Annotated in this window: 19 protein-coding genes and 1 CRISPR repeat array; of the genes, 3 read left to right on the forward strand and 16 right to left on the reverse strand. The window is 37.4% G+C overall.

The annotated features are described in order from the left end of the window. Nucleotides 1–191: 191 nt before the first annotated feature. The 7 genes from rlmN to IGL13_RS08210 all read right to left on the reverse strand — a co-directional run bounded on the left by rlmN (nt 192) and on the right by IGL13_RS08210 (nt 9,791). Nucleotides 192–1,265, reverse strand: a complete 1,074-nt coding sequence (gene rlmN / locus IGL13_RS08180) for a 23S rRNA (adenine(2503)-C(2))-methyltransferase RlmN (RefSeq protein WP_002378471.1) — start codon at nt 1,263–1,265, stop codon at nt 192–194. A 125-nt stretch (nt 1,266–1,390) separates the two neighbouring features. Further along, complete coding sequence (locus IGL13_RS08185) at nt 1,391–3,220, reverse strand: ABC transporter permease (RefSeq protein ID WP_002401809.1); 1,830 nt, start codon at nt 3,218–3,220, stop codon at nt 1,391–1,393. Next, complete coding sequence (locus tag IGL13_RS08190) at nt 3,210–3,959, reverse strand: ABC transporter ATP-binding protein (RefSeq protein ID WP_002381711.1); 750 nt, start codon at nt 3,957–3,959, stop codon at nt 3,210–3,212. The genes IGL13_RS08185 and IGL13_RS08190 overlap by 11 nt, the downstream gene beginning before the upstream one ends. A 117-nt stretch (nt 3,960–4,076) precedes the next feature. Continuing rightward, entirely contained in the window at nt 4,077–4,778 is a 702-nt protein-coding gene (locus tag IGL13_RS08195; protein ID WP_002364244.1) for a GntR family transcriptional regulator, read from the reverse strand. A 130-nt stretch (nt 4,779–4,908) separates the two neighbouring features. Next, complete coding sequence (locus IGL13_RS08200; RefSeq protein ID WP_002378474.1) at nt 4,909–7,332, reverse strand: DNA translocase FtsK; 2,424 nt, start codon at nt 7,330–7,332, stop codon at nt 4,909–4,911. A gap of 313 nt (nt 7,333–7,645) precedes the next feature. Beyond that, nucleotides 7,646–8,857: an NAD(P)/FAD-dependent oxidoreductase gene (locus IGL13_RS08205; RefSeq protein WP_002378475.1), complete on the reverse strand. Its 1,212-nt coding sequence runs from the start codon at nt 8,855–8,857 to the stop codon at nt 7,646–7,648. A gap of 28 nt (nt 8,858–8,885) precedes the next feature. Further along, on the reverse strand, nt 8,886–9,791 hold the full coding sequence (locus IGL13_RS08210) for a prenyltransferase (protein ID WP_002360016.1): 906 nt from the start codon (nt 9,789–9,791) through the stop codon (nt 8,886–8,888). A gap of 121 nt (nt 9,792–9,912) precedes the next feature. Between IGL13_RS08210 and IGL13_RS08215 the strand changes: the two genes are divergently transcribed. Beyond that, nucleotides 9,913–10,893, forward strand: coding sequence for a polyprenyl synthetase family protein (locus IGL13_RS08215; RefSeq protein WP_002378476.1), 981 nt, complete (start codon nt 9,913–9,915; stop codon nt 10,891–10,893). A gap of 79 nt (nt 10,894–10,972) precedes the next feature. On the opposite strand, the gene cydC is transcribed toward IGL13_RS08215, so the two are convergent. From cydC to IGL13_RS08255, 8 genes are all read right to left on the reverse strand, one after another. Beyond that, a complete protein-coding gene (gene cydC / locus IGL13_RS08220; protein ID WP_002364246.1) occupies nt 10,973–12,739 on the reverse strand; it encodes a thiol reductant ABC exporter subunit CydC in 1,767 nt (588 codons plus the stop codon). Continuing rightward, nucleotides 12,736–14,469 carry a thiol reductant ABC exporter subunit CydD gene (gene cydD, locus IGL13_RS08225; RefSeq protein WP_002378477.1) on the reverse strand — a complete coding sequence of 578 codons (1,734 nt, stop codon included), beginning with the start codon at nt 14,467–14,469 and terminating at the stop codon, nt 12,736–12,738. The genes cydC and cydD overlap by 4 nt, the downstream gene beginning before the upstream one ends. A 4-nt stretch (nt 14,470–14,473) precedes the next feature. Continuing rightward, nucleotides 14,474–15,487 (reverse strand): cytochrome d ubiquinol oxidase subunit II, encoded by a 1,014-nt coding sequence (cydB, locus tag IGL13_RS08230; protein WP_002356976.1) that lies wholly within the window; start codon nt 15,485–15,487, stop codon nt 14,474–14,476. Further along, entirely contained in the window at nt 15,484–16,902 is a 1,419-nt protein-coding gene (locus tag IGL13_RS08235) for a cytochrome ubiquinol oxidase subunit I (RefSeq protein WP_002356974.1), read from the reverse strand. Before IGL13_RS08235 ends, cydB begins: the two co-directional genes overlap by 4 nt. A 472-nt stretch (nt 16,903–17,374) precedes the next feature. Then, nucleotides 17,375–17,806: direct repeats of the CRISPR family, unit length 36 nt; unit sequence GTTTTGGTACCATTCTAAACAACATGACTCTAAAAC. 157 nt (nt 17,807–17,963) lie between these two features. Further along, nucleotides 17,964–18,827 (reverse strand): AraC family transcriptional regulator, encoded by an 864-nt coding sequence (locus IGL13_RS08240; RefSeq protein WP_002378481.1) that lies wholly within the window; start codon nt 18,825–18,827, stop codon nt 17,964–17,966. An 84-nt stretch (nt 18,828–18,911) separates the two neighbouring features. Further along, on the reverse strand, nt 18,912–20,993 hold the full coding sequence (locus IGL13_RS08245) for a DNA topoisomerase III (protein WP_002378482.1): 2,082 nt from the start codon (nt 20,991–20,993) through the stop codon (nt 18,912–18,914). Between the two features lie 130 nt (nt 20,994–21,123). Then, complete coding sequence (locus tag IGL13_RS08250; protein WP_002356966.1) at nt 21,124–21,489, reverse strand: DUF1033 family protein; 366 nt, start codon at nt 21,487–21,489, stop codon at nt 21,124–21,126. Nucleotides 21,490–21,586: 97 nt separating this feature from the next. Beyond that, nucleotides 21,587–22,156 carry a TetR/AcrR family transcriptional regulator gene (locus tag IGL13_RS08255; RefSeq protein WP_002356965.1) on the reverse strand — a complete coding sequence of 190 codons (570 nt, stop codon included), beginning with the start codon at nt 22,154–22,156 and terminating at the stop codon, nt 21,587–21,589. Between the two features lie 132 nt (nt 22,157–22,288). On the opposite strand from IGL13_RS08255, the gene IGL13_RS08260 reads away from it, so the two are divergent. Continuing rightward, nucleotides 22,289–22,804, forward strand: coding sequence for a YbhB/YbcL family Raf kinase inhibitor-like protein (locus IGL13_RS08260; protein WP_002356963.1), 516 nt, complete (start codon nt 22,289–22,291; stop codon nt 22,802–22,804). Between the two features lie 16 nt (nt 22,805–22,820). Next, complete coding sequence (locus IGL13_RS08265) at nt 22,821–24,059, forward strand: multidrug efflux MFS transporter (RefSeq protein ID WP_002356962.1); 1,239 nt, start codon at nt 22,821–22,823, stop codon at nt 24,057–24,059. A gap of 179 nt (nt 24,060–24,238) precedes the next feature. Here the strand turns inward: IGL13_RS08265 and mnmA are convergent, their stop codons facing one another. After that, complete coding sequence (gene mnmA / locus IGL13_RS08270) at nt 24,239–25,363, reverse strand: tRNA 2-thiouridine(34) synthase MnmA (protein ID WP_002362075.1); 1,125 nt, start codon at nt 25,361–25,363, stop codon at nt 24,239–24,241. Between the last annotated feature and the right edge of the window lie 136 nt (nt 25,364–25,499).

Below are 25,499 nucleotides of genomic sequence, written 5' to 3' on the forward strand. Positions count from 1 at the left end.
ACGATCTCTTTTCAGTATAGCTATTTCTTTTAGAATTTCAAGTTTGAAAACCACAAAAAGAAAATTTGTCATAAAAGTTTTAGAGCATTCATCTTTTGTTTATAAACAAGAATTGAAAAACCGACGATTTTTTATTAAATAAACGAAAAATCGGATCAAAAAGAAACCTTTCTGATCCGATTTTAACTACGTTATTGGTTTTTGACTTTTTCTTTTTTCATTTGTTTGCTGCGTAATTGTCCGCAAGCCGCATCAATATCTGTTCCGTGTTCTTTACGAATAACACAATTGATGCCATTCTTTTTGAGTACATCATAAAATTTTAAAACCGCTTCTTTAGAGCTTCTGCTATATTGATCGTGTTCACTCACTGGGTTATACGGAATCAGATTAACATAAGAAAGTTTTTTCTTATTCCGTAGTAAATCTGCTAATTGTTGAGCATGTTCTGGTCGGTCGTTCACTTGACTCAACATAATATATTCAAATGTAACACGTCGGTTGGTTTTTTGAATGTATTCATCAATTGCTGCCATTAATTTTTCAATTGGAAAACTACGATTAATCCGCATAATTGATGTACGAACTTCGTTGTTAGGAGCATGTAATGAGATTGCTAAGTTTACTTGTAGTCCACTGTCTGCAAATTCACGAATTTTTGGCACTAAACCACTTGTTGAAACTGTAATATGGCGGGCACCAATAGCCAAGCCTTTATCATCATTAATCGTTCGTAAAAAGTTCATGACATTGGCATAATTATCAAATGGTTCACCAATTCCCATCACAACGACATGGCTAACACGTTCATCCAACCCACGTTCATCGAAATAATGTTGCACCCACATAATTTGGGCAACAATCTCGCCAGCAGTTAAATCTCTTTGTTTTTTTAATAGCCCACTAGCACAAAATGTACACCCAATATTGCAGCCAACTTGAGTGGTCACACAAACAGATAATCCATATTCTTGACGCATCAAGACTGTTTCAATCATATTTTTATCTGGTAATTCAAATAAATACTTCACGGTACCATCTTGCGCTTCTTGCACAATGACTTGTTTTAATGGATTTAATGAAAAATTTTCTTCTAATAAAGTCATCAACGATTTAGAAATGTTCGACATTTCACTAAATGAAGCAACACGTTTTGTATACAACCATTCCCACACTTGTGTTGCGCGAAATTTCTTCTCGCCATGGGCTAAAAACCAGTCCACAAGCTGTTCTCTCGTCAGTCCATAAATGGATTCTTTCTGCATTTCTTTTCCTCATTTCTGCTATTACATTCGCTTCATAACTATAACGTATTCTCACTTTGAATGCAATATCACGAAGAGCCTCAAAAAAAAATCGTTAAGCGTGCATACTTAACGATTTTTTATAATTAATCTTTCACTAAGTGATAAACTTTTTTGAAGTAGAACGTTCTGGCAATTAAATAGTAAACGACCTGAATCAATAAGAAAACGCCTAAAACTTGCCAGCCAGCTAATTGCATTGGCTGATCTAACACGGCATACATTGCTTTCAAAGCAACAGCTCCATGAATAAATGAAACAACAATCGGTGTAAAGAATAAAATACCTACTTGTTGGTAAATCATTTTCTTCAATTCTTTTTTCGTCAAGCCAAGTTTGTAAATCATCTTGAATTTTTCAACGTCCGTATTCATATCACTATATAAACGGAAGTATAAGAAACTACCCGCCGAAACAAAGAACACGATACCGATAAATAGTCCGACAAAAAGAACTGGCGTATAAAATTGCGTAATACCTGCAACTGTAGCCGCGGTTCCTAGTAACATTGGGTATTTTTCACCAATAATATTTTCAGCATCAATTAAGGTTTCTTTATCTGTGCCTTCTTTTGGTTGCCAAATTGTTTCTGTTTCCGCTTTGATTCCATCTGTTGAGGTACTATCTGGGATAACAACCACACCGCCAAAAGTCGGTAATACATTGGTTTCTTCTGTTTTATCAATGTTTAAAACTTGATCATTTGCCAATTGAACAGATTTGACATCTACTGATGCAGCAGAAGGAGCATCTTTTTGTGATAAATTAACTACTTTCTCACCTGTTAAAGTTGGTTCATCTATAAATTTTGCGAGTTTATTATATTCAGATGTTTTGATTAATTGGATACCGGCACTTGTTTTGTACATTGTGTAATCAATCTGATCAAACTGAATATTTTTTTCTTGGAATGTTTTTGTCGCAAATTGTTTCATTTCTTGATTTTCTGGGTTGGTCGAATCAGACAATGTCAGTTCGTACGGTACAGAACTTATTCCTTTAAAAATCATCTCATTCACGCCGTATAACGTTCCAATGGCAGCAAAAGCAACCGTTGATATCACCGAAACCAAGAAGAACGAACGTGCATTATCTTTCATGCGGAATGCTAAATCTGATAAAACGACCATATTGGTTTTTTTCCAAAAGATTTTTGGTTTCCGTTTTAAACGTTCAATGACAGAAACACTCAATTGGTCAAATAAGAATTTTGTCCCTAAAATAACTAAGAAAATCACTGGGAACATCACCATTAAAACTAACTGTCCCTTAGCAACTAAAGCAATTCCATAACCGACAACTAAAAGCAACACGGCTAAGAAAGATTTAACTTTAGAGCTTTTGATTTCACCTTTACCCATTTCCCCTGCTTTTAATAGCTCTTGAAGTGTCGCTTTTGGCAAGCGGAATTGAATAAAGAAAGAAATTACTAAGAACAAGACCGCAAATGAAATGACAGTAATGATAAACGGCATCACTGGCAAATAAAAACCTAAACCTAGATGCATCAATAAATTGCTAATCCATAAAATAAACTGTGAAAATCCAACACCTAAAATGCTACCAAAAATTGTAGCAAAGAAACCAATCACTAAGTTTTCAATAAAAATCATTTTCTTTAACTGTTTTGGACTCATCCCTTGAATCATCAAGGTTCCAAACTCTTTTTTCCGAGATTGGATAAAGACATCCATCGAGTATAAAACGAATAAGAAAGAGAAACCATAGATTATAATAGCCGCAGCCGTCATTCCCATTTGTGCTTTAGGATTTAAACCATTAGCTAAGGCTGGGTGAAAGACAAAACCAGTGAACGTAAAAAAGATCATCACAGAAAACATTGTACTTAGGAAATAAGCCAAGTATAAATGCTTATTTCGAATCGTGTTTCTTATAACAAACTGATTAAAATTCATTATCGACACCTTCAATCTCAGCCAGTTTCACCATGATTAAATCGTAGAACTCTTTTTGATTGCCATTTTGGACAATTTCATCAATTAATTCACCATCTTTAATAAAGACGATGCGCTTGCAATAACTTGCGGCTAGCGGATCATGGGTCACCATTAAAATAGTCGCCGCTTCTTCTTCGTTTAATTGTTGTAACAAGCCCATCACATCCTTAGATGATTTCGTATCTAAGTTTCCTGTTGGTTCATCAGCCAATAATAATTGCGGATGATGAATCATTGCCCGCGCAACGGCGACACGCTGTGCTTGTCCACCAGAAATTTCTGCAATTCGTTTTTTCAACAGATGATTGATACCTAAACGCTCACTTAATTCTGCTAATTGTCGTTTCATTACAGAGACTTTTTCTCCATCAAGCGTCAATGGCAAAATAATATTTTCTTCAACAGTTAATGTTGGCATTAAATTAAAGCTTTGAAAAACAAATCCTAATTCTGTGCGACGGAATTTAGCAATTTGTTCTTGATTCAAATTGTTTGGATTTTTTCCATTTAAAAGTATTTCACCGTCTGTTGGACTATCGATTGTTGCCAATAAATTTAAAAGTGTACTTTTCCCACTTCCAGAAGGTCCCATAATACCAATAAATTCACCATCTTGGACAGTTAAATTAATCCCTTTTAAAGCTTCATATTTAATTTCGTTTCCGTAAACTTTTTTCAAATTTTGTACTTCTAACATATTTTCCACTCCTATTCTTCTCACTCATTTAGTGTATCGAAAACGAAAAAAAACGACAATAGAAAAGAATAACAATGAACTTACATTACTGTAAGTGCACTGTTATTCTTTTAAAAGTTATGCTTCATATTCAATCACATAAGGATGAATCTTCGTATTATAAATAGCTTCTGAATATTCTACGCAACGACCTGTTGGGCTTAACGAACGCCGAATTCTTTTTAAGCCCGTTGTTTCAGTTGTTTGCAACATCTTTTGCTCTGCTTCTGTCAAAGTTGCAACTTCAAAACGGTCTTCAAATTTATAAATTTCAATGGCATGTCGATCCATCAAACGATACAAGGATTCTTCTTTGTATTCAGTCAATGATACGTCTTTCATGGCAGCTGGCAAATAGTAATTAAAATAAATATAGGGTTGTTCATCGATTAGATATAACCGTGAAAGGTGAACCACTTCTTCTCCTAAAAATTGATAAGCCGGCATCTCTTTTGACAACGTCAAGTTTTCAACTTGTAAAACTTTTTTAGTTACTTTCTGACCTGATTCATTCAAAAATTCAGTGAATGTCCCTGCTTTTGATAGTTTATTATAGGGACGATTGCTTAACACAGTTGTGCCTCGGCCACTTTTTTTCTCAACAAATTCTTCCGTTGCTAACATTTCGATTGCCCGCCGAATCGTAATTTTACTAACGTTAAACAGCTCTTCCAATTCTGTTTCTGTTGGTAAAAACGTTCCTACTGGATACTTGCCACTCAAAATATCTTCTTTAATCTGATCTGCTACTTCTAAATAAAGCACGCTCTTTCTTCTCATGATACGCTCCCTCCCAACCGCACTATTCCTTTCTATTTTACCAGAAAATGATGATTATAACATGATGCTTTGCTGAAATTATAAAAAAAGAACAAAAATAGATAAATTTATCTATTTTTGTTCTTTTTGTTTATTGTTCTGGCGTCTCAGGTGCTGCCTCTTCTGATTCCGCTTGTAGAAAGACTTTTCTTGGTTTGCTACCTTCTGATGGTCCAATAACTCCGTGTGCTTCCAATTCATCTACTAAGCGAGCCGCACGATTATAGCCAATTCTAAAACGTCTTTGTAGCAATGAAATACTAGCTGTTTGCATTTCAACCACCAAGTTTTTCGCTTCTTCAAACAACTCATCTTGAGGAGCTTCGCCACCGCCTGAAGTGGTCGGTTCATCTGTTGGCATCATGCTTTCTTGATATTCAGCTTCTTGTTGGTCCGTTACAAACGCAACCACTCGTTCGACTTCTTGATCAGAGATAAAGGCCCCTTGGATACGAATTGGTTTATTTTCTCCCATTGGTAAGAAGAGCATATCGCCTCGACCTAATAGTTTCTCCGCCCCGTTGGTATCAATAATGGTACGCGAGTCTGTCCCACTTGAGACCGCAAAAGCCATTCGAGAAGGGACATTTGCTTTGATGATTCCTGTAATGACATCCACACTTGGCCGTTGTGTCGCTAAAATCATATGAATACCTGCTGCCCGTGCCATTTGGGCTAAACGGATAATCGCATCTTCTACTTCGTTACTTGCCACCATCATTAAATCAGCTAACTCATCAACAATGACAACAATAAATGGTAGAATTGGACGATTTTCGCCATCTTCCGCATTTTTCTGTTGAATTAGTTGATTGTAACCAGTGATATTTCGGACGCCTGTTGCTGCAAATTTTTCATAACGAAATTCCATTTCTTGAACTACTTTTTGCAGGGCTTGTGCTGCTTTTCTCGGATTAGTAACCACTGGCGTTAATAAATGAGGAATCCCGTTATACACATTCAATTCCACCATTTTCGGGTCAATCATCATTAATTTTACTTCATGAGGTTTCGCTTGCATCAAAATACCTGTGATGATGCCATTGATAGCAACCGATTTCCCACTCCCTGTCGATCCCGCAATTAATAAATGCGGCATTTTTGATAGATCCGCAGTTTGAACCATCCCTGAAATATCTCGACCTAAAGGTACTTCTAATAGTTTATCTGGATGACTTGGTTGTGCCTCAACAATATCTCTAAAGGATACTGTACTAATTGCACTATTAGGAACTTCAATCCCGATTAGTGATTTCCCAGGAATCGGAGCCTCCATACGAACGTCTTTGGCCGCAAGCGCTAAAGCAATGTCATCCGTCAAGTTAACAATTTTGCTAACTTTTACCCCAACAGCGGGTTGAACTTCAAATTTTGTGACAGATGGTCCTAAACTAGCTTTGACTACTTTAGCATCAACACCAAAACTCTTGAAGGTTTGTTCTAAGACGCCAATATTTTTTTCGATTTTTTCATATTCACCACTTTGATCCGTTGCTTGAATTGTATCTAACAAATCAGTTGGTGGTAGTTGATAATCACGATCTTCCGCTTCTTCAGAAATTTCAAATTCGAGAACACCAGCTTCATCTGCCGCCTCTTCTTCCTGCTCTCGTTGCGGTTTTGTTGCTGCAATTGGTGGTACAGGCATCGCCTGATTTTGCTGTTGAAACGAATCAATTTGAACAGGCGTTGGTGCGGCCGGTTCTTCCACCATTGGTTGGTGGGTTTCAACAGGTGTTTTTGTTAAGCGCTCGGCTGCCGCTTGTTCCATGCGTTCCCGCTCTTGTAATTTTTGTTGGGCAGCGGCTTCAATTTTTGCTTGGCGTTCTGCAGCTTTGGCTTCTTTCTTCGCTGCTCGCTTCGTCTCTTTTTCTTCTTGTCGCGCCTGTGATTTTGCCGAAACATGACTTAGGCGATCTTGAATACTTTGGAAATGATCAACAATTTGCTGAAAATCCCACATACTCATCAAGAAAATACCCGCTAACAGTAGCAATGTAGCAATTAAATAGCTGCCAAATTGTGCCACCAAAAAGTACGTTCCTTGATAAAGCAGCGCGCCAATCATACCGCCCCCTACGTTTTGCGTCACTTGGTTGGCTTTTAGATCGCTTTGCAAAAACTCCCAAGTGTTACCTAAAATATCTGGTTGACTGCCACTAACATTTCGAAACATAAAGGCATGGAAAAATAACAAAACACTAATATAAATCAGAACAGCCCCAAAAATAGGGCGCCCTCTTTTTAACGGAAAATCTTTCCCATAAATCATGACTAATAAGCCATACAGGATTAGTAAAATCGCTGCAAATGGAAAGGTATTACCTACAACTAAGCGTAAACAATTCGCTAATAACGTGCCTAAAAACCCTAAGCGAAAGAGTCCAAAGACACCGAATAAAATAAAAATCAGGCCAAGAAACATATAATTTAAACGTTCTTGTTGTTGCTGTTGTTTTTTGGTCTTTTTCTTTGTCGTACTTTTTTTCTTATTTGTTGCTCTTTTTTGTGCCATTTAACTTCCCTCTTTCCATCACTTCTCATTATACATAAAAATGGAATCGAACAAAAGTGCCCACCTCATTTTACTTGAAAAATCATGGAAATTTTTTAAAAACTTTCATTTAAGAAAAATGAGCGTGGGACAAAAATCACTTTGGATTTTTGCTCCACGCTCAAAAACTGATAAACGGCGGGAACAGAACCAACTCCTTCGGAAATAAGCCGAAATTCTCCAAAAATTAAAGAGCAATTTTCGGAAATTTCTTCTTATTTCTCGGAGCTAAACGGTTCTGTCCCGACCTCATTATTTCTTATTTTGCTGATTCTTAATGGTATAAGTCGAAACGACCTTTAGCCATCATTTCTTTGGTACCACCTGTTTCAAAGAGCGCTTTGTTCATGATAATTTTTTTCATGAATGAAGCTGGGTATCCTTTAATGTCTGTTTTACCAACGATTCCTAAAGCACGTGTATTTCCGACAGAACAAACAGAACCTTGTGATTTAAAGCTGAAAGGTTTAGTTGCTTCCCCTTTCAATTGTGCTTGAATATTTTTAGCAGCATGAGCGCCCATCTTCAAGGCGATTTGTGCTGTTGTTGGGTAAGGTCGATTGGTTTCTGTATCCATCACTGCTGAGCAGTCACCAATAATATAGACGTTGCTATGGTTCGCATCTGTTAAATCTGGTTGAACCATGACACGACCACGACGAGCTTCAAATCCAGAATCGCCTACAACGTGGCTTCCACTAACACCCGTTGTCCAAATAATTGTTTTAGCAGAAAGTTCTGCCAAGTCGCCTGCTTCGTTATCTTGATAAACAACTGCGCCTGGTTTGATTTCTTTAATCGGTTTACCTAATAATAAATGAATAGCTGAATCTTTTAATAATTGCACACCATAGTTCGCAAGTTTTTCGTTAAACATCGGCAATAGGCGAGTAACTGCTTCGACACAATAAATTTGGATTTGATCTGCTGAGACACCTGCGATTTCAGCAAATTTTGGTTTATTTTCAACAAGAGAACCTAATAATTCAATCCCTGTAAAGCCTGCTCCGCAGACAACAATTTTTAAGAATTCTTCGTTTTGAGTTGCTTTGTATTGACGCATTTGTTCTTGGATATGTTCATACACGTTTAAAGCCGTTTTCACATCTACCATTTGTAGAGCATGTTCTTGCACACCAGGGATACCAAATGATTCTGATTCAAACCCAAGAGAAACAACTAAGTAATCATAATTGATTGTTTGGCCATCTTCTAAAGCAACTGTTTGTGTTGCAGCATCAATTGTTTGAACTGTTCCTTGGATAAAGGTGGTCATTTTTTCATCGACAACATCCATAATATTGTATGTGATTTTTTCAGCTGGTTGTGTTCCAGCAGCAACTTCATGCAAGTCCGTTGCTTCGTAGTGATAGTTATTACGATCCACTAAAGTAATTTCGACGTCTTTGGCGCCTTTTTGTAATTCGCGTAATGTTTTTAAGCCTGCGTAACCAGCACCTAAAATAACAACATGTTTCTTATTCATTTTGATTCCCTTCCACTCTATAAAAAATTTACAGCCACCACAAACCTATGGCAAAAAATAGCACTTGTGCAGTTGCTCCCACAGCTAAGATCTTCACAGCACAAACAAATGTTTTACTCTTCACTTGTTCCTTCAGTAAGGCTTGGGTTTGTTTCCGTACAAAAGGTAAAGTTAAAAGCATGAGTAACATTGTTGGCGGGGTTAATCCTAACCCGACAGCTAACAAAATGGCTAACATTGCTATTGTATTTAATCCGACGAATAATTTCAAAGAACTTGCTTTGCCAAGGTAATGAACTAATGTATATCTCTTGTTATTTTCATCTTCCTCTAAGTCACAGATATTATTTGCTAACATTAAGTTAGCAATGTAACAAGTATTAGGTAAAGCGACTAAGAAAATCCCCCATAAATTAGCTGCTGACCAATTGAAAACTTCAAACGTATTAATGTAGACACAAATAAGGGTAATCATGAACCCCATTGTAAATCCTGAGAAAACTTCCCCTAATGGTAGACTGGACAAAGGTTTCGGTCCTGATGAATAAAAAATACCAATTAAGTAACAATAAAGACCCATAATTAATAACGGCCAGCCAACAATAAATGACAACCCAATCCCCATTAAAGCAGAAACGAGAATCATCCAAAAAATCATTTTGCGTATTAATGGCAAAGATAAATTTTCTCGACCGATAATATTCGTTTTTTCCTTATAATCATGAACTTCTGTAGCATGATGGTAATCATTATAATTATCTAAAATATCGACCGCCATATTAAAAATAAACATCGCAATGAAAAAAATTAAAACATAACCAACATGGAGCCGCCCATATTGGTACCAACTAAAACAAATTCCTAACAAAAATGGCAAAACACTCGCTGTTTTTGCTTTTAATTCTACTAATTCAAAAAATATTTCTCGATTCAAACTATCCCTCCGCTACTTTTTTACAAACTTTGTTACTTTTAAAACTTAATTACTGTATTTCTGTCGCCAATTCGTATACAATCAAATAGTATTGAACCACTGAAAGGATCGTAGTATATTTATGAACACATTTTGGAAGTCGTTTCCTGACGTTGAACGTTCTTTAACGGAAACATGTGAATTAATTGAACAAACGTTGCATACACGCAACGAAGACATTGAAGAAGCCTTAGTAACTTTGGCTCGTTCTGGCGGCAAATTATTACGCCCCGCTTTTTTCTTTCTTTTTGCTCAACTGGGTGATGAAGAAAAACAAGAGAAACAACAACTATTAAAAATAGCTGCATCTTTGGAAATCCTACATATGGCTACGTTGATTCACGATGACATTATTGACGATTCTCCATTGCGCCGAGGCGCTGTGACTATTCAATCACAATATGGTAAAGACGTGGCTGTTTACACAGGTGATTTACTATTCACTGAATTCTTTACTTTGATTGCAGATGCCATGAATGGCTCTGAATTTATGAAAATCAATGCACAAGGAATGAAACGGTTATTACTTGGTGAACTCGATCAAATGAGTCATCGATTTGACCGCCGCATGTCGATTCCTGCTTATTTAAGAAGTGTCAACGGCAAAACAGCCGAACTTTTTTCACTAAGCTGTCTTGAAGGGGCCTATTTCGGTCATAGTTCAAAAGAAGTCCAACGTTTAGCTAAACGAATTGGCCGTCATATTGGCATTGCTTTTCAAGTCTATGACGATATTTTAGATTACACTGCCGACACGGAAACTTTGAAAAAGCCCGCTTTAGAAGACTTGTCACAAGGTGTTTATACGTTACCCCTTCTCTTCGCTTATCAAGCAGCACCTGACGTATTCGGCCCTTATTTGGATAAAGGACGCGCCATTACCTTAGAAGAGGCAGCTGAAGTTGCGGCGCTAGTCAATGACTATCATGGCGTTACAGAAGCACAAGCTTTTGCTAAAAAAGTAACCAACAAAGCAATCACTGATATTCAACAATTGCCTGATGGCACAGCAAAAGAAACCTTACTTTCCTTAACTGAGCTCTTATTACATCGTTCATTTTAAACGTTTTATGGAAGAATTGCCATTAATTGAAATAGAAAAACGACTGATTGTTTGCTTTAATCAACAACCAGTCGTTTTTTTATTCCTCGAAAGAACTAATGCCACGATCAATTCGGTAAAGTTTCTGATAATGCGCATTGGTTGCAAGTAATTCTTCTGGCGTACCACTCATCTCTAATTGGCCATCTTCAATAAAGATCACTTGATCCATCAAAGTTACGCCTTGCAAATGGTGGGTAATCCAGATGACGGTTTTATCTTTTAATGCCTCAAAAAAGGTTTCCAGCAATTGCTGTTCTGTAATTGGATCTAAACCAGTAGTTGGTTCGTCTAATAACACAATCGGTGTATCTTGCAAAAGAATCCGCGCTAGCGCCAAGCGATGTCGTTCGCCACCAGAAAAACGCAAACCTGCTTCATCCACCATTGTTTGTAAACCTTCTGGTAATTGGGCAACCATTTCTTTTAAGCCAACTTTTTCTAAAACCGCCCAAACTTCTGCTTCGCTTGCTTCTTCTCTACCAATCCGAATATTATTTAAAATGGTTGTTCGAAATAGGTACGGTGCTTGATGCATAACCCCAATATATTCAGTCATCGTCTCACCAAATGCCTCAGTTGGGATATTTCCTAAAAGGATTTCTCCCGAAGTAGGCCGTAAATCACCACGAATGAGCGAAGCCAACGTACTCTTTCCGGAACCACTGCGTCCTAAAATCGCTAATTTTTGTTTTTCAGGAATTGTTAACGATAAGTCATTTAATACCTTTTTCTCTTGATTTTCATATGCAAAAGACAAATGTTCTATCGATAAACTGGTGCCATTTGGCTGAACAGGCGCTTCTGTTGAGTCATCTTCCCCTTCAGGAAGCTCATTAAAACGACGAATGGAATCCTTATAAATCGTTGTTTCCTGTGCTGCAGCAGGTAGCGGAGCAAAAGCATCAATTAACGGAAAAACGGTTAAAACAAAGGCACCAATCCAATTGGCTGCGCCCCCATGATTACCTGGAAACCGCACACTAGTCCAAGCTAAGACAGCAATCGCAATCACACCAAACAGAAGTTGTAAAACAAAGTCTCGGCCACGGTTAAATTGCTTCATTTTTTCATCTAATGCACGAACGTTTGCTTCATCTGTTTCATAACGAGCAACGAATTCAGAGCCTCGTTGACTAAATACCCAATCAGACACACCTAGAATATTGTCGGTTAGTGTTTGATATAACTCATTTTTGGCATATTTATGTTTTTCTTGACGCGCACCATTCACTAGAACTGAAACAAGTGGTAATAGAAAAACAACCACTCCTAACATCAGTAACATGCATAAAGCAAACCACCAAGAAAAGAAACCTAATGCAATCACTAAAAAGATATACAAAATCCAAGCAATAACGGTTGGGAAAATCGTTCGTAAATACAAGTTTTGGATATGATTAATATCCTCCGAAAGCAAACCTAAGATATCCCCAGTGCGATATTTTGTCTTAAAGAAAATCGCATCTTTTTCTAGTACATTATAAAGTTTCAAGCGCAGATCAGAGGTCATTTTTAACACCCAGTTATGACTCGTTAGACGCTCCACATAACGAAAAACAGGACGGCCAATCCCGAATGCTCTTGTTAAAACAATGGGAATATAAATTAATAAAATATTCTCTGGTAAGGAAGCCGCACGACTGATTAAGTAACCAGACGTAAACATTAATGCCCCTGCGCTAAAGAACGTCAAGAAGCCTAAAAGTAAGGCAAAATACAAGGTTTTTTTATAGCGTTTTAAGAAAGGACGAACCCATTGATCGTTTTTCCAAACGTCTTTCGTTGTCGGCTGTTTTTCCATCATTGGCGTCCTCCTCTCATTTGCTTCATTAATTGAACATAGTAGCCATCTTTTTCAATCAACTCTGCTAACGTTCCTTGTTCCACTAATTGACCTTTTTCCATCACTAAAATGTAATCCATTTCTTCCATCCAATGCAGACGATGTGTCGCAAAGAAGACAAGATGATTGTTCATTAATGGCAACATGCGCTCTTTCATTTCAACTTCTGTTTCAATATCCAAATGCGCTGTCGGCTCATCAAACAGCAAGACGTGGCGTTTTTGATCGACAAAGGCGCGGGCCAACGCTACTCGTTGCGCTTGTCCCCCACTTAACATTCGACCACTTTCCCCAATCAAGGTATGAATTCCTTCGGGAAGATCTTTAACCAGCTCGTCTAAGCCAACTAACTGAATCGCTTGCTGAATCGCCTCATCTGTTGCTTCAGGTGTATAAAAGCGAATATTGTTTGCCAAAGTATCTTGAAAAATATATGGTGCTTGCGGAATATAAAGGATTTGTTTTTGCCAGTCTTTTTGTAAAAAATGTGGAATCGTTTGGCCATTTATCGCCAATTGACTCGTTTCTTCTGTTGGCAATAAAAAGCCACTTAATAAATTAATTAACGTTGACTTACCAGAACCACTCGCCCCGATAATTCCAATCTTTTTGCGACCATCAACAGAGAATTGCAACGATTGAATCGCTTCTTGCGTTGCATCTTCATAGGAAAAATTTAACGCTGTGACTGACAACTGACTTTCTTGATGCCAATCATCTAACGTGAGCACATCGGTCTGTTCTGCTTCTGGCAATGCTAATACCGCTTGGATCGCTTGAAAAGAGTTTTTTCCATCTAAGGTTGCGTGATAATCACTTGAAAAATCACGAATCGGTAAAAAGAACTCAGGTGCTAAAATTAAAGTAACCAAGGCAGGAAATAATAAAATCGTGCCGTTTAATAAACTTAATCCAAGGAAAACTGCCACAACAGCTACCGATAATGTCGTAAAAAAGTCTAACGCAAAGGTTGATAAAATAGCAATTTTCAATGTACTCATGGTCGCTTTTCTGAATCGTTCACTTGTATGGTAAATACTCCCAGCATATTTTTTGCTCAACCCAAACAGTTTCAGCGTGTCAATTCCTCGCAAGGAATCAATAAAATGATTGGAAAGCATTTGAAACGCCGCATATTGCTTGTCCGCTTTACTTTGTGCTGCATAACCTAACACAATCATAAAAATAATAATAATCGGAAAAACAATCAGCAATGTTATGCCTGAACGAATATCTTGTGTAAAAACAAAGGCCAAAATAATCCAAGGAATAATCATCATATTCATCATTTTTGTCAAAATCAATTGTAAATAATTTTCGGTTTGACTGATGCCTTCTAAAGCCATAGTAACCATATTTCCAGTTCCATTTTTTTGAACAACATTTGGCCCCAAACGGAAAATTTTAGTTAATAATTGTTCGCGTAATTCTTTTGAGCGTTCATAACTAAATGTATCGAGCATTCTCTCACGAAAATACGTAATAACATGTCGACCAAGATAAAAAATAAAAAAGAGTAAAATACTCTGTAGTTGTTGGTTAAGATGCCCGCCACTCCAAAGGCCGACAATGGCTTTTGAAAGAAAAAAAGCTTGCCCAATTATAAAGACTGCTTGCAGGAAAGAAAAACCTGCAAGCAAGACAAGAATTTTTTTGATTTTAGGCATCTGTAAGATGTCTTTATCAATCATAGATTTAATACCCCTCTGGTACGGCTGTCTGTGAAATACGTTTTCTGAAAATATAATAGGACCAAGCAGTATAAGCTAACACGAATGGTAAAATGCTTAAAGAAATCCACGTCATAATTTTTAGTGTATATGGTGTGCTTGTTGCATCTTTAATCAACAAATCAAAACCTTCACTACCAATCATAACACGTGGGAACAAGCCACTGAACAAGAGAGCAACTAGTACAACTAATGTTAAACCACTCGCTAGAAAAGCTAACATCTCTTTGCGTTTAAACACCCCAACATTAGCAATGACCGTTAAGACCACAATTGCTAACGTTAAAATTAAAGTGACCGCAAAGTTCTTTTCATAAAAGTCCGTTTTGAAGTACATCAACACTGCAAAAACAACTAAACCGACATATAAAACGCCGTATAAGATTTCTGCATAATTTCGAGCACGTTCACGAATTGGGCCTTCTGTTTTTAAAGCAATATAGTTCATGCCGTGTAAGTAGCAAAGTAATGTTAAGGCTACTCCACCAACAATTGAAAACAGATTAAAATAATCCGTAAATTGCGCATGCATATTGCCGTTTGCATCTAAAGGCATCCCTTGGACTAAGCTGATAAACAAAATACCAAAGAAGAACGGTACAAGGAAACTACCAATTGATAGCGTCCAGTTCCACATCCGACGACGTTTACCTTCCGGCATGTTATGGCGGAATTCAAAGGAAACTCCGCGAATAATTAAGCCAAATAAAATCGTAAATAGAATTAAATAGTAGCCACTAAATAATGAAGCATACCAATATGGGAAAGAGGCAAACATTGCGCCGCCCGCTGTTAATAGCCAAACTTCGTTTCCGTCCCAAACAGGTCCAATTGTTGCAACGACTTGATCTTTTTCGTCGTCATTGTGTGCCAACGTTTGAACGGCCATTCCAACACCAAAGTCAAATCCTTCTAAGAAGAAGAAACCTGAGAACAAGACGCCGATAAGGACAAACCATAATAATTGTAGTGTACTCATTCGCCAAATACCCCCTTATCAAATGGATCCAACGCTGGTTCATTTTCTTTCGCTAATTTTTTCGCTTCATAGTCTGGTCCTTTACGTAATTCTAAAATAACCAAGTAAACCATGACACTACCTAAACCAGCAAATAATAAGAAATAAATGACATTTGACGTAATTAATGAAGCAACCGATACATTTGGTGAAACACTTTGTTCAATCGTAAATAATCCATAGACAGTCCACGGATAACGACCTAATTCAGTGACTAACCAACCTGTTGTATTGGCAAGGAATGGTGCGAACGTACATAAAGCAACAATCCACAGCATCCATTTCTTCTCGTACAGCGATGGTTTTTTCTTCCTTGTAAAGAATAGTCCTAAGGCAGCAACCAATAACATTAAGGCACCAAAACCAGCCATGATACGGAAGCTCCAGAATAAAGTGTTAACTGGTGGATAATAATTTTTATCATCCCCATATTTTTCTACCAAGCGCTTGTTGACTGTATCCATCCCATCAACCGAACCTGATAATTTATTATACGATAAAATACTTAGCATATACGGAATATCGATACCAAAAACTTGTTTATGTTCTCGTTCATCTGCCCAAGCAATCAATGTCCAAGCAGCAGGATCATCAGAGTCTTCATAGGCCCCCTCCATCGCCGCAAATTTCATTGGTTGTCCTTCAATTAGAGCTTTCATTTGCAAGTCGCCAGCTAATAAAACGCCGATTGAACCGAACAAAGTAACCCATAAGCCAATGCGCATAGATGCTTTGTGGAATGAAATATCCCGTTTTTTCAACAATTGGAAAGCAGCCATACCAGCTACTGCCATGCCGCCCAATGTAAAGGCGCCCATGATAACGTGTGAAAATTCATACCAAACTTTTGGATTGCTGATGACAGCTACAAAGTCCACCATTTCAGCACGGCCATTATTGATGACATAACCTACTGGATGTTGCATAAAACTATTGGCAACTAAAATCCAGAAAGCAGACATCATTGAACCGAATACGACTAACCAGATAAAGGTTACGTGAACTTTTGGATTCATTTTATCCCAAGTAAAGATCCACAAACCTAAGAATGTTGACTCTAAGAAGAAAGCTAAGAGCGCTTCTACCGCCAACGGTGCCCCAAAAATATCTCCGACGAATCGAGAGTAATCAGACCAGTTCATCCCAAACTGAAATTCTTGAATAATCCCGGTTACAACCCCAACAGCGAAGCTTAATAGGAATATATTTCCCCAAAACTTGGCCATTTTACGATAACGTTCCTCTTTTTTCACAACGTACATTGTTTCCATAATTGCTACAACAAGTGCTAATCCTATTGAAAACGGTACGAAGAAAAAGTGGAAAACTGTTGTCATCGCAAATTGGATTCTCGCCAATGTTACAATATCAAACATATTATTTCCTCCCTGATTTGCCTCCACACAAAGAAACAAGCTTACCTGAATTGTTCATTTCCATTAGCGATGACTCCTTTTATCTACGAAACTAAAAGAAAATTCAAGTGAACTTTTCCAAAAAGTGTGAAAATGCATGTAATATAGAATAATTCCAATCTAAGTATACAACTTTCTGAGGCAGAAACCAAACAATACAGAAGCATTTCTCACAATTTTTTTAGGTGCTACCAAGATTTCTTCCCTTTCTTCTATCAATAAAAAAAGCCCTTCCTAAAAAAAGGAAGAACTAATCTCAATCTATCAACATTTTGACTTATCACTTGATTAGTTTTCGAAAATTGAAACAGCTCGTCTTTGATGATAAAAATTCTAATCTTGTGATGAAAATTACGGATTGCTTGAGGTGATAGTTTGTTTTTTAACAACATGGCTATAAAACAGGGGAGAAAAAGCCAAATCAAAAAAGTTTGTTTTGGTACCATTCTAAACAACATGACTCTAAAACTGTTTTTAATATTGCCGTCTTTTAAATAAGGTTTTGGTACCATTCTAAACAACATGACTCTAAAACGATAAGTATTACACATCAAAAAAATGCTTAGTTTTGGTACCATTCTAAACAACATGACTCTAAAACTTCTTAGAACGCTATTCGGAACGCTTTAAGGTTTTGGTACCATTCTAAACAACATGACTCTAAAACTTACTTTCTTGATAGATTCTTTAGCCTTATGTTTTGGTACCATTCTAAACAACATGACTCTAAAACGCATCAATCAAAATTCCCTCAATCACATAAGTTTTGGTACCATTCTAAACAACATGACTCTAAAACGAAGATGGTAGCGAAGTTATTGTAAATCCCGTTTTGGTACCATTCTAAACAACATGACTCTAAAACCTCGGAGAATTATTTTTTCTCCATGATTCCGTATTCGCATCACTTATCCATAGCTAGATTTCAGTTTAGAAGGTCTGATTTTTTTCTTCACGTTTATTATACCAAACTTTCTCCTTCTTGGCGGAAAAACCCACCATTTTTCAATGGTGGGTTTTCTTTATTTAGTAGCTGTAACAGCGAGCCAGATTTCACTGTACTTAGCTTCTGCTGGTCCTTGATATTGCGTAAACGAAATTTCTGGTGCTGCAACGACTTGGTAACCAGATGAAGGCAACCATTCAGAGAATATCCTTGCCCAGGTTTCTTGTAAAGTTTGTGGGAAAGGACCTTCATTTGGAAAAACCGCCCATGTATGAGCAGGTACGCTTAGTTGCTCCAAATCTTCATAGATATTTTCTTGCAAAGTGGCAAAGCCAATCATGTGTGTCATTTCTCCACCTTCTGTTGTTCGTCCCTCTTGAAAGTCAAAAGAAGCATTTACTACTTGATGAGGATATACATCATCAAATGTATGCATTTCCGCTCGTTGTTGTGGTGTAATGCGCTGTGCTAATTCCATGATTGCTTGATTTTCCTTTTGATACTGCAAGGGAACCTTCTGACTAACTCCGACTATTTGAAACGCTGGTTTTTCAATCAATTTAACATCCATTGATTGTCCTCCTTTAATATCAATATAGAAAGAGAATTTAGGGAACGTTTTTTGGATTTGTGTTTTCATTACTTCAGAAGGGGCTTGTCCTGACCAATCGCGAAAAGCTCTTGAGAATCCTTCAATACTTTGATAACCATATTTAAAAGCTACATCCGTCACTTTTTCACCAGCAAGTAATGCTAAATTTGCTTCCGCCAAACGTCTCTTTTTAATATACTCAGCCAGACTCATCCCCGCAAAAAACGAAAAAGTTCGTTTAAAATGGTAAACAGAAATCCCTGTCTTTTTTGCCAATTCATCGAAGGATACTTCTTCCGTTAAATGTTCTTCAATATAATCCATTGCTTGATTTAAATTTGCGAGCATCCGTGTCCCTCTCTTTCTATTTGAAAGTTTACTAAAGACCAACATGGATGACTTGATTATTTAGAGCCAACATTCGTCAAGTCGCTACTCTTGATTCATAGCGGCTTTTAAGGCCTGCGCTAAAGCACTTTCTTCTGGTTCGTCTGGTTGTGAATATTTTTTCATCAAACGACGTTCTTCATGTTTAGTCATTTTTTGTTTTCGTTCTTTTTTATCGGGAATTTTTTCAGTAATCGAACAGAATTTACATTTGAAAGAACGACCATTTTTTCCTTCTATGATGACCATTTTTTTATGGCATTGTGGGCAACGGTGATTGGATACTTTAGGATCTTTTCGCCGACGATAAGAACATTCTTGGTTTGTACAAACGTAAATCTTCCCATCTTTCGTATTTTTTTCCCGTAAGTTTGAGCCACAATCTGGACATTTTTTTTGCGTAATGGAAAAATCTTGATATTTTTTCTCGCTTTGTTTAATTTCACGGACTAATTTTTTCGTATCCTCTTCAATATCCTTTAAGAAAAGTTGACTCTTTTGTTGACCCGAAGCGATTGCTTCGAGCGACTTTTCCCATTTTTCCGTTAGTTCAGGTGTCACAAGTGATGGATTCACCAAGTCTAATAGTTGCTTTCCTTTGGCAGACACACTTAAACCGCTATTGGTTCGTTCCATCAATTCTGATTTAATCAGTTTTTCAATGATTTCAGCTCGCGTTGCCGGTGTGCCTAAACTGTGTTTCTCCATTTTTCCTAACAACGTTCCTTCGGTTAATGGTTTTGGCGGCGACGTTAATTCTTTGTTAATGGTAAAGTTTGGCGCAACGGTCATGCCTTTTTGCCATTGGACAGTTGATAGCGGCTGTTCGGCTGTTGTTTTCCAGCCAGCAACAACTACTTTATTTTGATGAAAGACAAATATTTCTTTTCCAAAAGCGACTGTAACTTTTGTTTGTTTGGTTTGGTTTGGCTCAGCAAACAAACCTAAGAATCGTTGAACAATCATTTGATAGATTTTTTGTTCATCATTACTTAGCTTTTCATAACGAGGACGTTGTTCAGTTGGAATCAACCCATGGTGATCCGTGACTTTTGCATTTTGGAAAACTTTTTGTTGTTTAACAACGGCCCCATTTTTAAGGTAGCCTTTCACTTCTGGTGAAAAATCAGCAATGGCTTGAAGTCGTTCTTTCATCGTTCCTTTCATATCCGTTGTTAGATATTTGCTGTCAGTTCGAGGATAGGAAACAATTTTATGGGTTTCGTATAAACTTTGTACAAGAGACAACGTTTTCTTTGCAGAAAATTGGAATCGCTGGTTGGCTTCACGCTGGATTTCGGTTAAATCATATGGTAACGGCGCATTTTCTGTTTTAACTTTTTCTTGGATATCGGTAACTAAGCCCTTTTGTTTTGAGAGTTCTTTGACTAATTGTTCTGCTTCCTGCCGTTCTTTTAAAGCGTATGGATTTTTTTGGGTCATCTTTGCTTTTTCTGATTCAACAGTTAACGAGATAGTAAAATAAGTTTGAGGCTTAAATTGTTCAATCGTTTTTTCTTGTTGGCGCACCATTGCTAAAGTTGGTGTTTGAACACGACCTGCGGATAAGTTATCTTGATATTTCACTGTCAAGGCCCGTGTGACGTTTAGCCCAACTAACCAGTCAGCTTTTGCGCGCGCCAAGGCAGAGTAATACAAATTATCGTAGTCTTTCGCTGGGCGAATTTTCTTAAACCCGTCTTTAATGGCTTTGTCTGTTTGAGATGAAATCCATAAGCGTTTGACTGGTTTGTTAAAACGGACATATTCTAAAATCCAGCGGGCCACTAATTCACCTTCACGACCAGCATCGGTGGCAATTACGGCTTCAGAAACATCTTTACGATTAGCTAATTGTTTAATCGCTTTTAATTGATGTCCCGTTTTCGGTAACGGTTTAATCCCTAAATTCTTAGGAATCATCGGTAAAGTTTCCATTTGCCACGTTTGCCATTCTTTGTTTAAATCTTCTGGCATTTTTAGTCCTAAGAGGTGGCCTAAAGCCCAGGTGACAATCACGTTGGGTCCTTCATAATAATTCTTATTTTTTTGATTTGCTCCTAAAACGCGGCTTAAATCTTTTGCTACGCTAGGTTTTTCAGCAATAATTAATTGTTTTGCAACCACTAGTTTCGCTCCTTTTTGAGTGCTATCTTTTCGTATTATACCAAATATTGGTTCGATTTTCTCTAAATTCCGAGAATAGAAAAAGAGTTTAAAGAAAATTCCCTGAGGTTTTTCTTTAAACTCATGCGTTTCAAATAACTTTCCGTTTGCAGAATTTTGTTTTGCCAAAATGATTGGATATTGTGGTAAACTCAGCTTTATTTTCAAAAGTAACCGCATGATGATTTTCTAGTAATGCTAAACCGAAGTATTGTTGTAAATCTTCATCGCATTCTTCACACCAGCGTTCTTCCCCATCATTCCAGAAAGCCGTTAAATAGTTAGGCTTTGTGTTGACGTATGTATAATTCTGAGAAAGTTTTTGCCAAACTTCCACATAATATGTCTCTGCATCGGTCAAGTTATCGAAGGTTTTTTCTTGAACAATGTCCTCTTGCCAATCATCAAAAAACCACCAAGGTTCATTGTCGCCATACATTGTAATTACTTGATACATTGAACCGCTCCTTTTTTTGCTACTGTAGGTATCATAGTCACTTTCTGAAAAAGTTGCAAGGATTTGGTTTCGGACTGAGAAATTTTTGAAATTTATTTTATCCTGCCACTTCTAAAGAAGCAATAAAATCTTCAATCATGCGACGATAACTTTCTTCCGGCGTGGCTTCTTCGCGTTGAAAATAACCTAAAAAACGTAAGGTAATATAACCATGGATTAAGCTACGTAGTTCTCGACTTTTATGCAGTCGTTCTTCATTATTAAATGGATAAAAAGCTAAAAGTTGTAAGATAATTTGATTGGTTTCATGGATGCCTTCAATTAATTGTTGGTTTTGCGTTTTCGGCACACTGATAAGTAATTCATAGACTGCAGAATTTTCAAAAGCAAATTGTTGGTACGTTTCAGCATATATCCGAATTGCTTCTGCGCCACTCTTACCCACTAAGGCTCTTCGCAATGCATCATTTAATTCTTGAATTAACAAGTCCACTAGAGCATTTTTTACTTCAGCAATATTTTTAAAGTGATTATAGAGTGAAGGATACTTGATGCCTAAATCAACGGCTAAATTTTGAAAGGTTAATTGTTGAACGCCCAATTCTTCCGCTAGATTGCGGGCACTTTCAAGGATTTTGGCTTTCGTTAAATTCCGTTTTTTTGCCATCTTTCTGACGCCTCCAATTCTTAAATTTTGGACAAGTATTAGTTTATCATATCTATTGACTCTTTTTAAACTATAAATTATAGTTTATAATAATAATTTGTAAACATTATTTTTGAAAGAAGGCTGTTTGGCATGCATATTACCAACCGTTCTCATTTGGCCGATCGTTATGGCAAACGAACCAGTGCAGAATTTTTATTACACGAACGTCCTATTTTATCTTTTCCTATTTCTTTAGCGGCCATTCCTAAAGAAGCCCGCTATTTATCCTGGGAATTAATTGATTATGACACGATTCCTCTAATCGGTTTCCCTTTTATTCATTGGTTAGCTGCCAATGTTCCTGTAACCAATGAGATTCCTGAAGACTTTAGTCGAACAGCACTCAAGCCTACCATTCAAGGAAAAAATAGTCTTGCTTCTCCTTTGGGGAAACAGATGATTCCTGCGCTTGCCACTGAAACGTTACCTGAGTTAACCGAACGTTATCTGGGGTTAAGCCCTCGCTCTGGTGTGCACACCTATACGTTATATGTGTACGCTACAAAAAATCCACTAAATTTAAAAGAAGGCTTTTTTGCGAATGAATTGCATCAAGCATTGAATGATCAACTACTCGCCAAAGCCAAATTTGAATTTCTTTACTAGAAAGTGAGGAAATAGAATGTATGAATTAATTAAAAGTAAAATTTTCCGTCCAAGACAACCTTGGGAAAAAAATCTGCTCGTTTTATGGTTTGGCACATTTATGGCTGGTATTGGCTTTAGCTTAGTGATGCCATTTATGCCTCTTTATATCAACACATTAGGTACTTTTACCCACCAACAATTGAATTTTTGGAGCGGAATCACGTTCTCTTCCACTTTTTTAGTCACAACCATTGTTTCACCTTGGTGGGGCCGTTTAGCCGACCGAAAAGGACGCAAGTTAATGTTATTACGCGCTTCATTAGGGATGGCTATCGTCATTAGTTTAATGGGCGCAGTCACAAGTGTTTATCAATTGATTGGCTTACGCTTATTACAAGGTGTTTTTTCTGGTTATATCAGTAATGCGACTGCGTTAGTTGCTACAGGCACACCTAAGGAAAAAAGCGGTCAAGTGCTTGGTACTTTAGCCACTGGTTCTGTTACCGGCACGTTGCTTGGTCCTCTTTTGGGCGGTGTCACTGCGTCTATTTTCGGTTATCGGCCAACCTTTTTCATTACTGGTACGATTTTATTACTCGTTTTTGTTTTGAGTCTCGTCTTTGTCCATGAAGAGTTTGTGCCAATTGAAAAAAATCAAGCCGCATCTGGGAAACAAATTTTAAAAAAACTAGAACATCCCCACGTGATTCTTGGAATGTTTATTACGACATTAATCATTCAAGCTTCCAATAATTCAATTAGTCCCATCATCAGTTTATATATTCAACAATTGTTGGGTGGTCACGGAAATGTCACCTTAATTAGCGGAGTCATTGCTTCTATTCCAGGGATTGCAACGTTAATAGCCGCCCCACGTTTCGGCCGCTTAGGCGATCGTATTGGCAGTGAACGTATCTTGACAATTGGCTTAATTTTAGCCATTTTCGTTTACCTACCAATGGCCTTTGTTCAAAATGTCTGGCAGCTTGCCATGCTTCGTTTCTTAGTTGGGATTTCCGATGCCTGTTTACTACCAGCTGTTCAAACGTTGATCACTCGTTATTCCCCAAGTGACGCTGCAGGTCGTATTTTCAGTTACAATCAATCTTTCCAAGCGACAGGAAATGTGATTGGTCCTATGATTGGTTCAAGCGTATCTGCCGCTTTCGGTTATCGTGGGGTCTTTATTTCCACTTCTTGTCTGGTTCTCATTAACCTTCTATGGGTTCGTCGAAGCACCGCCGAATTAAAAAAAGAGAAAAATGATGACTAAGTTATACACAGAAAAGTTATCCACAATTTGAATTTTTAATTTTTCTCTTTTTCTTATTTTAAAAAAAATAGGCATATAAAACAAAAAAGAAAAGCGGATATTTACTGGTTTTATAACCAGCATATCCGCTTTTCTTTTGGTTAACTCCATCCTTTTTGTTTCACAACTCGTGAAACTTTTTAGACGTATTGTAGCTCTTTTTCATCTTGGTAGGCGCGATCAATTAAGCCGCCCCCTAAGCATTCCATCCCATCATAAAAAACAACAGCTTGACCTGGAGTGACTGCGCGCGCTGGTTCCTTAAACGTAACGGTTGCTTTTGTGCCATCTTCAGATAAGGAAACATGCACTGGAATATCTGCTTGACGATAACGGAATTTAGCCGTACAGTCAAACTCTTTTGGCATTGGTGTATCAACAGTAAAATGAACCTCACTAGCTTCTAAATGTGTTGCATATAGTTTTTCATGGTGAAATCCTTGTCCCACATATAATGTATTGGTAGTTAAATCTTTCCCAATCACAAACCATGGTTCTTGTGTTTTACCGCCGCCACCAATTCCTAAGCCTTGGCGTTGACCGATAGTATAATACATCAGACCATCATGTTGTCCTTTGATTTCGCCATCTTCTGTCACCATGTTGCCTTTTTTAGCTGGTAAATAATTACTCAAAAATTCTTTGAAATTCTTTTCACCAATAAAACAAACGCCCGTTGAGTCTTTTTTCTTGGCTGTGGCTAATCCAGCACGTTCAGCAATTGCACGAACTTCTGATTTTTCCATGCCACCCAATGGAAACATTGTTTTTGCCAATTGGGCTTGTGATAATTGGCTTAAAAAATAAGTTTGGTCTTTATTATTATCAATTCCACGTAACATATGCACTACGCCATTTTCATCCGTTTCTACTTGCGCATAGTGGCCAGTTGCAACATAGTCAGCGCCTAGTTGCATAGCATAATCTAGGAATGCTTTAAATTTAATTTCTTTATTACACATGACATCTGGATTTGGTGTCCGTCCTAACCGATATTCTGCTAAAAAATATTCAAACACACGGTCCCAATATTCTTTTTCAAAATTGACCGAATAATACGGAATCCCAATTTGATCCGCTACTTTTGCGACATCTTTATAATCCTCAGTTGCGGTACAGACACCATTTTCGTCTGTATCATCCCAATTTTTCATAAAGATCCCAATTACATCATAGCCTTGCTCTTTTAAAAGCAACGCTGTGACAGATGAATCGACACCGCCACTCATGCCTACCACGACACGCGTTTTGCTGTTATCTGCCATTTTATCACCATCATTTCAATTAGATTCTGAAATCATCCACGATTTGAAGGTCGTAACTTTTCAGTGCTTTTCATTATACTATTTTTTTGAAATAAGTAAAGCAAGCCGGGCGTATAATGAGAAAATACTTGGAACA

The organism is Enterococcus sp. DIV1937, assembly GCF_050535975.1.
Lineage (GTDB): Bacteria > Bacillota > Bacilli > Lactobacillales > Enterococcaceae > Enterococcus > Enterococcus faecalis.

Bases quoted from the DNA above. Each gene is read 5' to 3' on its own strand.
- rlmN (WP_002378471.1), bottom strand. From the start codon at position 1,265: ATGCAGAAAGAATCCATTTATGGACTGACGAGAGAACAGCTTGTGGAC.
- IGL13_RS08185 (WP_002401809.1), bottom strand. From the start codon at position 3,220: ATGAATTTTAATCAGTTTGTTATAAGAAACACGATTCGAAATAAGCAT.
- IGL13_RS08190 (WP_002381711.1), bottom strand. From the start codon at position 3,959: ATGTTAGAAGTACAAAATTTGAAAAAAGTTTACGGAAACGAAATTAAA.
- IGL13_RS08195 (WP_002364244.1), bottom strand. From the start codon at position 4,778: ATGAGAAGAAAGAGCGTGCTTTATTTAGAAGTAGCAGATCAGATTAAA.
- IGL13_RS08200 (WP_002378474.1), bottom strand. From the start codon at position 7,332: ATGGCACAAAAAAGAGCAACAAATAAGAAAAAAAGTACGACAAAGAAA.
- IGL13_RS08205 (WP_002378475.1), bottom strand. From the start codon at position 8,857: ATGAATAAGAAACATGTTGTTATTTTAGGTGCTGGTTACGCAGGCTTA.
- IGL13_RS08215 (WP_002378476.1), top strand. From the start codon at position 9,913: ATGAACACATTTTGGAAGTCGTTTCCTGACGTTGAACGTTCTTTAACG.
- cydC (WP_002364246.1), bottom strand. From the start codon at position 12,739: ATGATGGAAAAACAGCCGACAACGAAAGACGTTTGGAAAAACGATCAA.
- cydD (WP_002378477.1), bottom strand. From the start codon at position 14,469: ATGATTGATAAAGACATCTTACAGATGCCTAAAATCAAAAAAATTCTT.
- cydB (WP_002356976.1), bottom strand. From the start codon at position 15,487: ATGAGTACACTACAATTATTATGGTTTGTCCTTATCGGCGTCTTGTTC.
- IGL13_RS08235 (WP_002356974.1), bottom strand. From the start codon at position 16,902: ATGTTTGATATTGTAACATTGGCGAGAATCCAATTTGCGATGACAACA.
- IGL13_RS08240 (WP_002378481.1), bottom strand. From the start codon at position 18,827: ATGCTCGCAAATTTAAATCAAGCAATGGATTATATTGAAGAACATTTA.
- IGL13_RS08250 (WP_002356966.1), bottom strand. From the start codon at position 21,489: ATGTATCAAGTAATTACAATGTATGGCGACAATGAACCTTGGTGGTTT.
- IGL13_RS08255 (WP_002356965.1), bottom strand. From the start codon at position 22,156: ATGGCAAAAAAACGGAATTTAACGAAAGCCAAAATCCTTGAAAGTGCC.
- IGL13_RS08260 (WP_002356963.1), top strand. From the start codon at position 22,289: ATGCATATTACCAACCGTTCTCATTTGGCCGATCGTTATGGCAAACGA.
- IGL13_RS08265 (WP_002356962.1), top strand. From the start codon at position 22,821: ATGTATGAATTAATTAAAAGTAAAATTTTCCGTCCAAGACAACCTTGG.
- mnmA (WP_002362075.1), bottom strand. From the start codon at position 25,363: ATGGCAGATAACAGCAAAACGCGTGTCGTGGTAGGCATGAGTGGCGGT.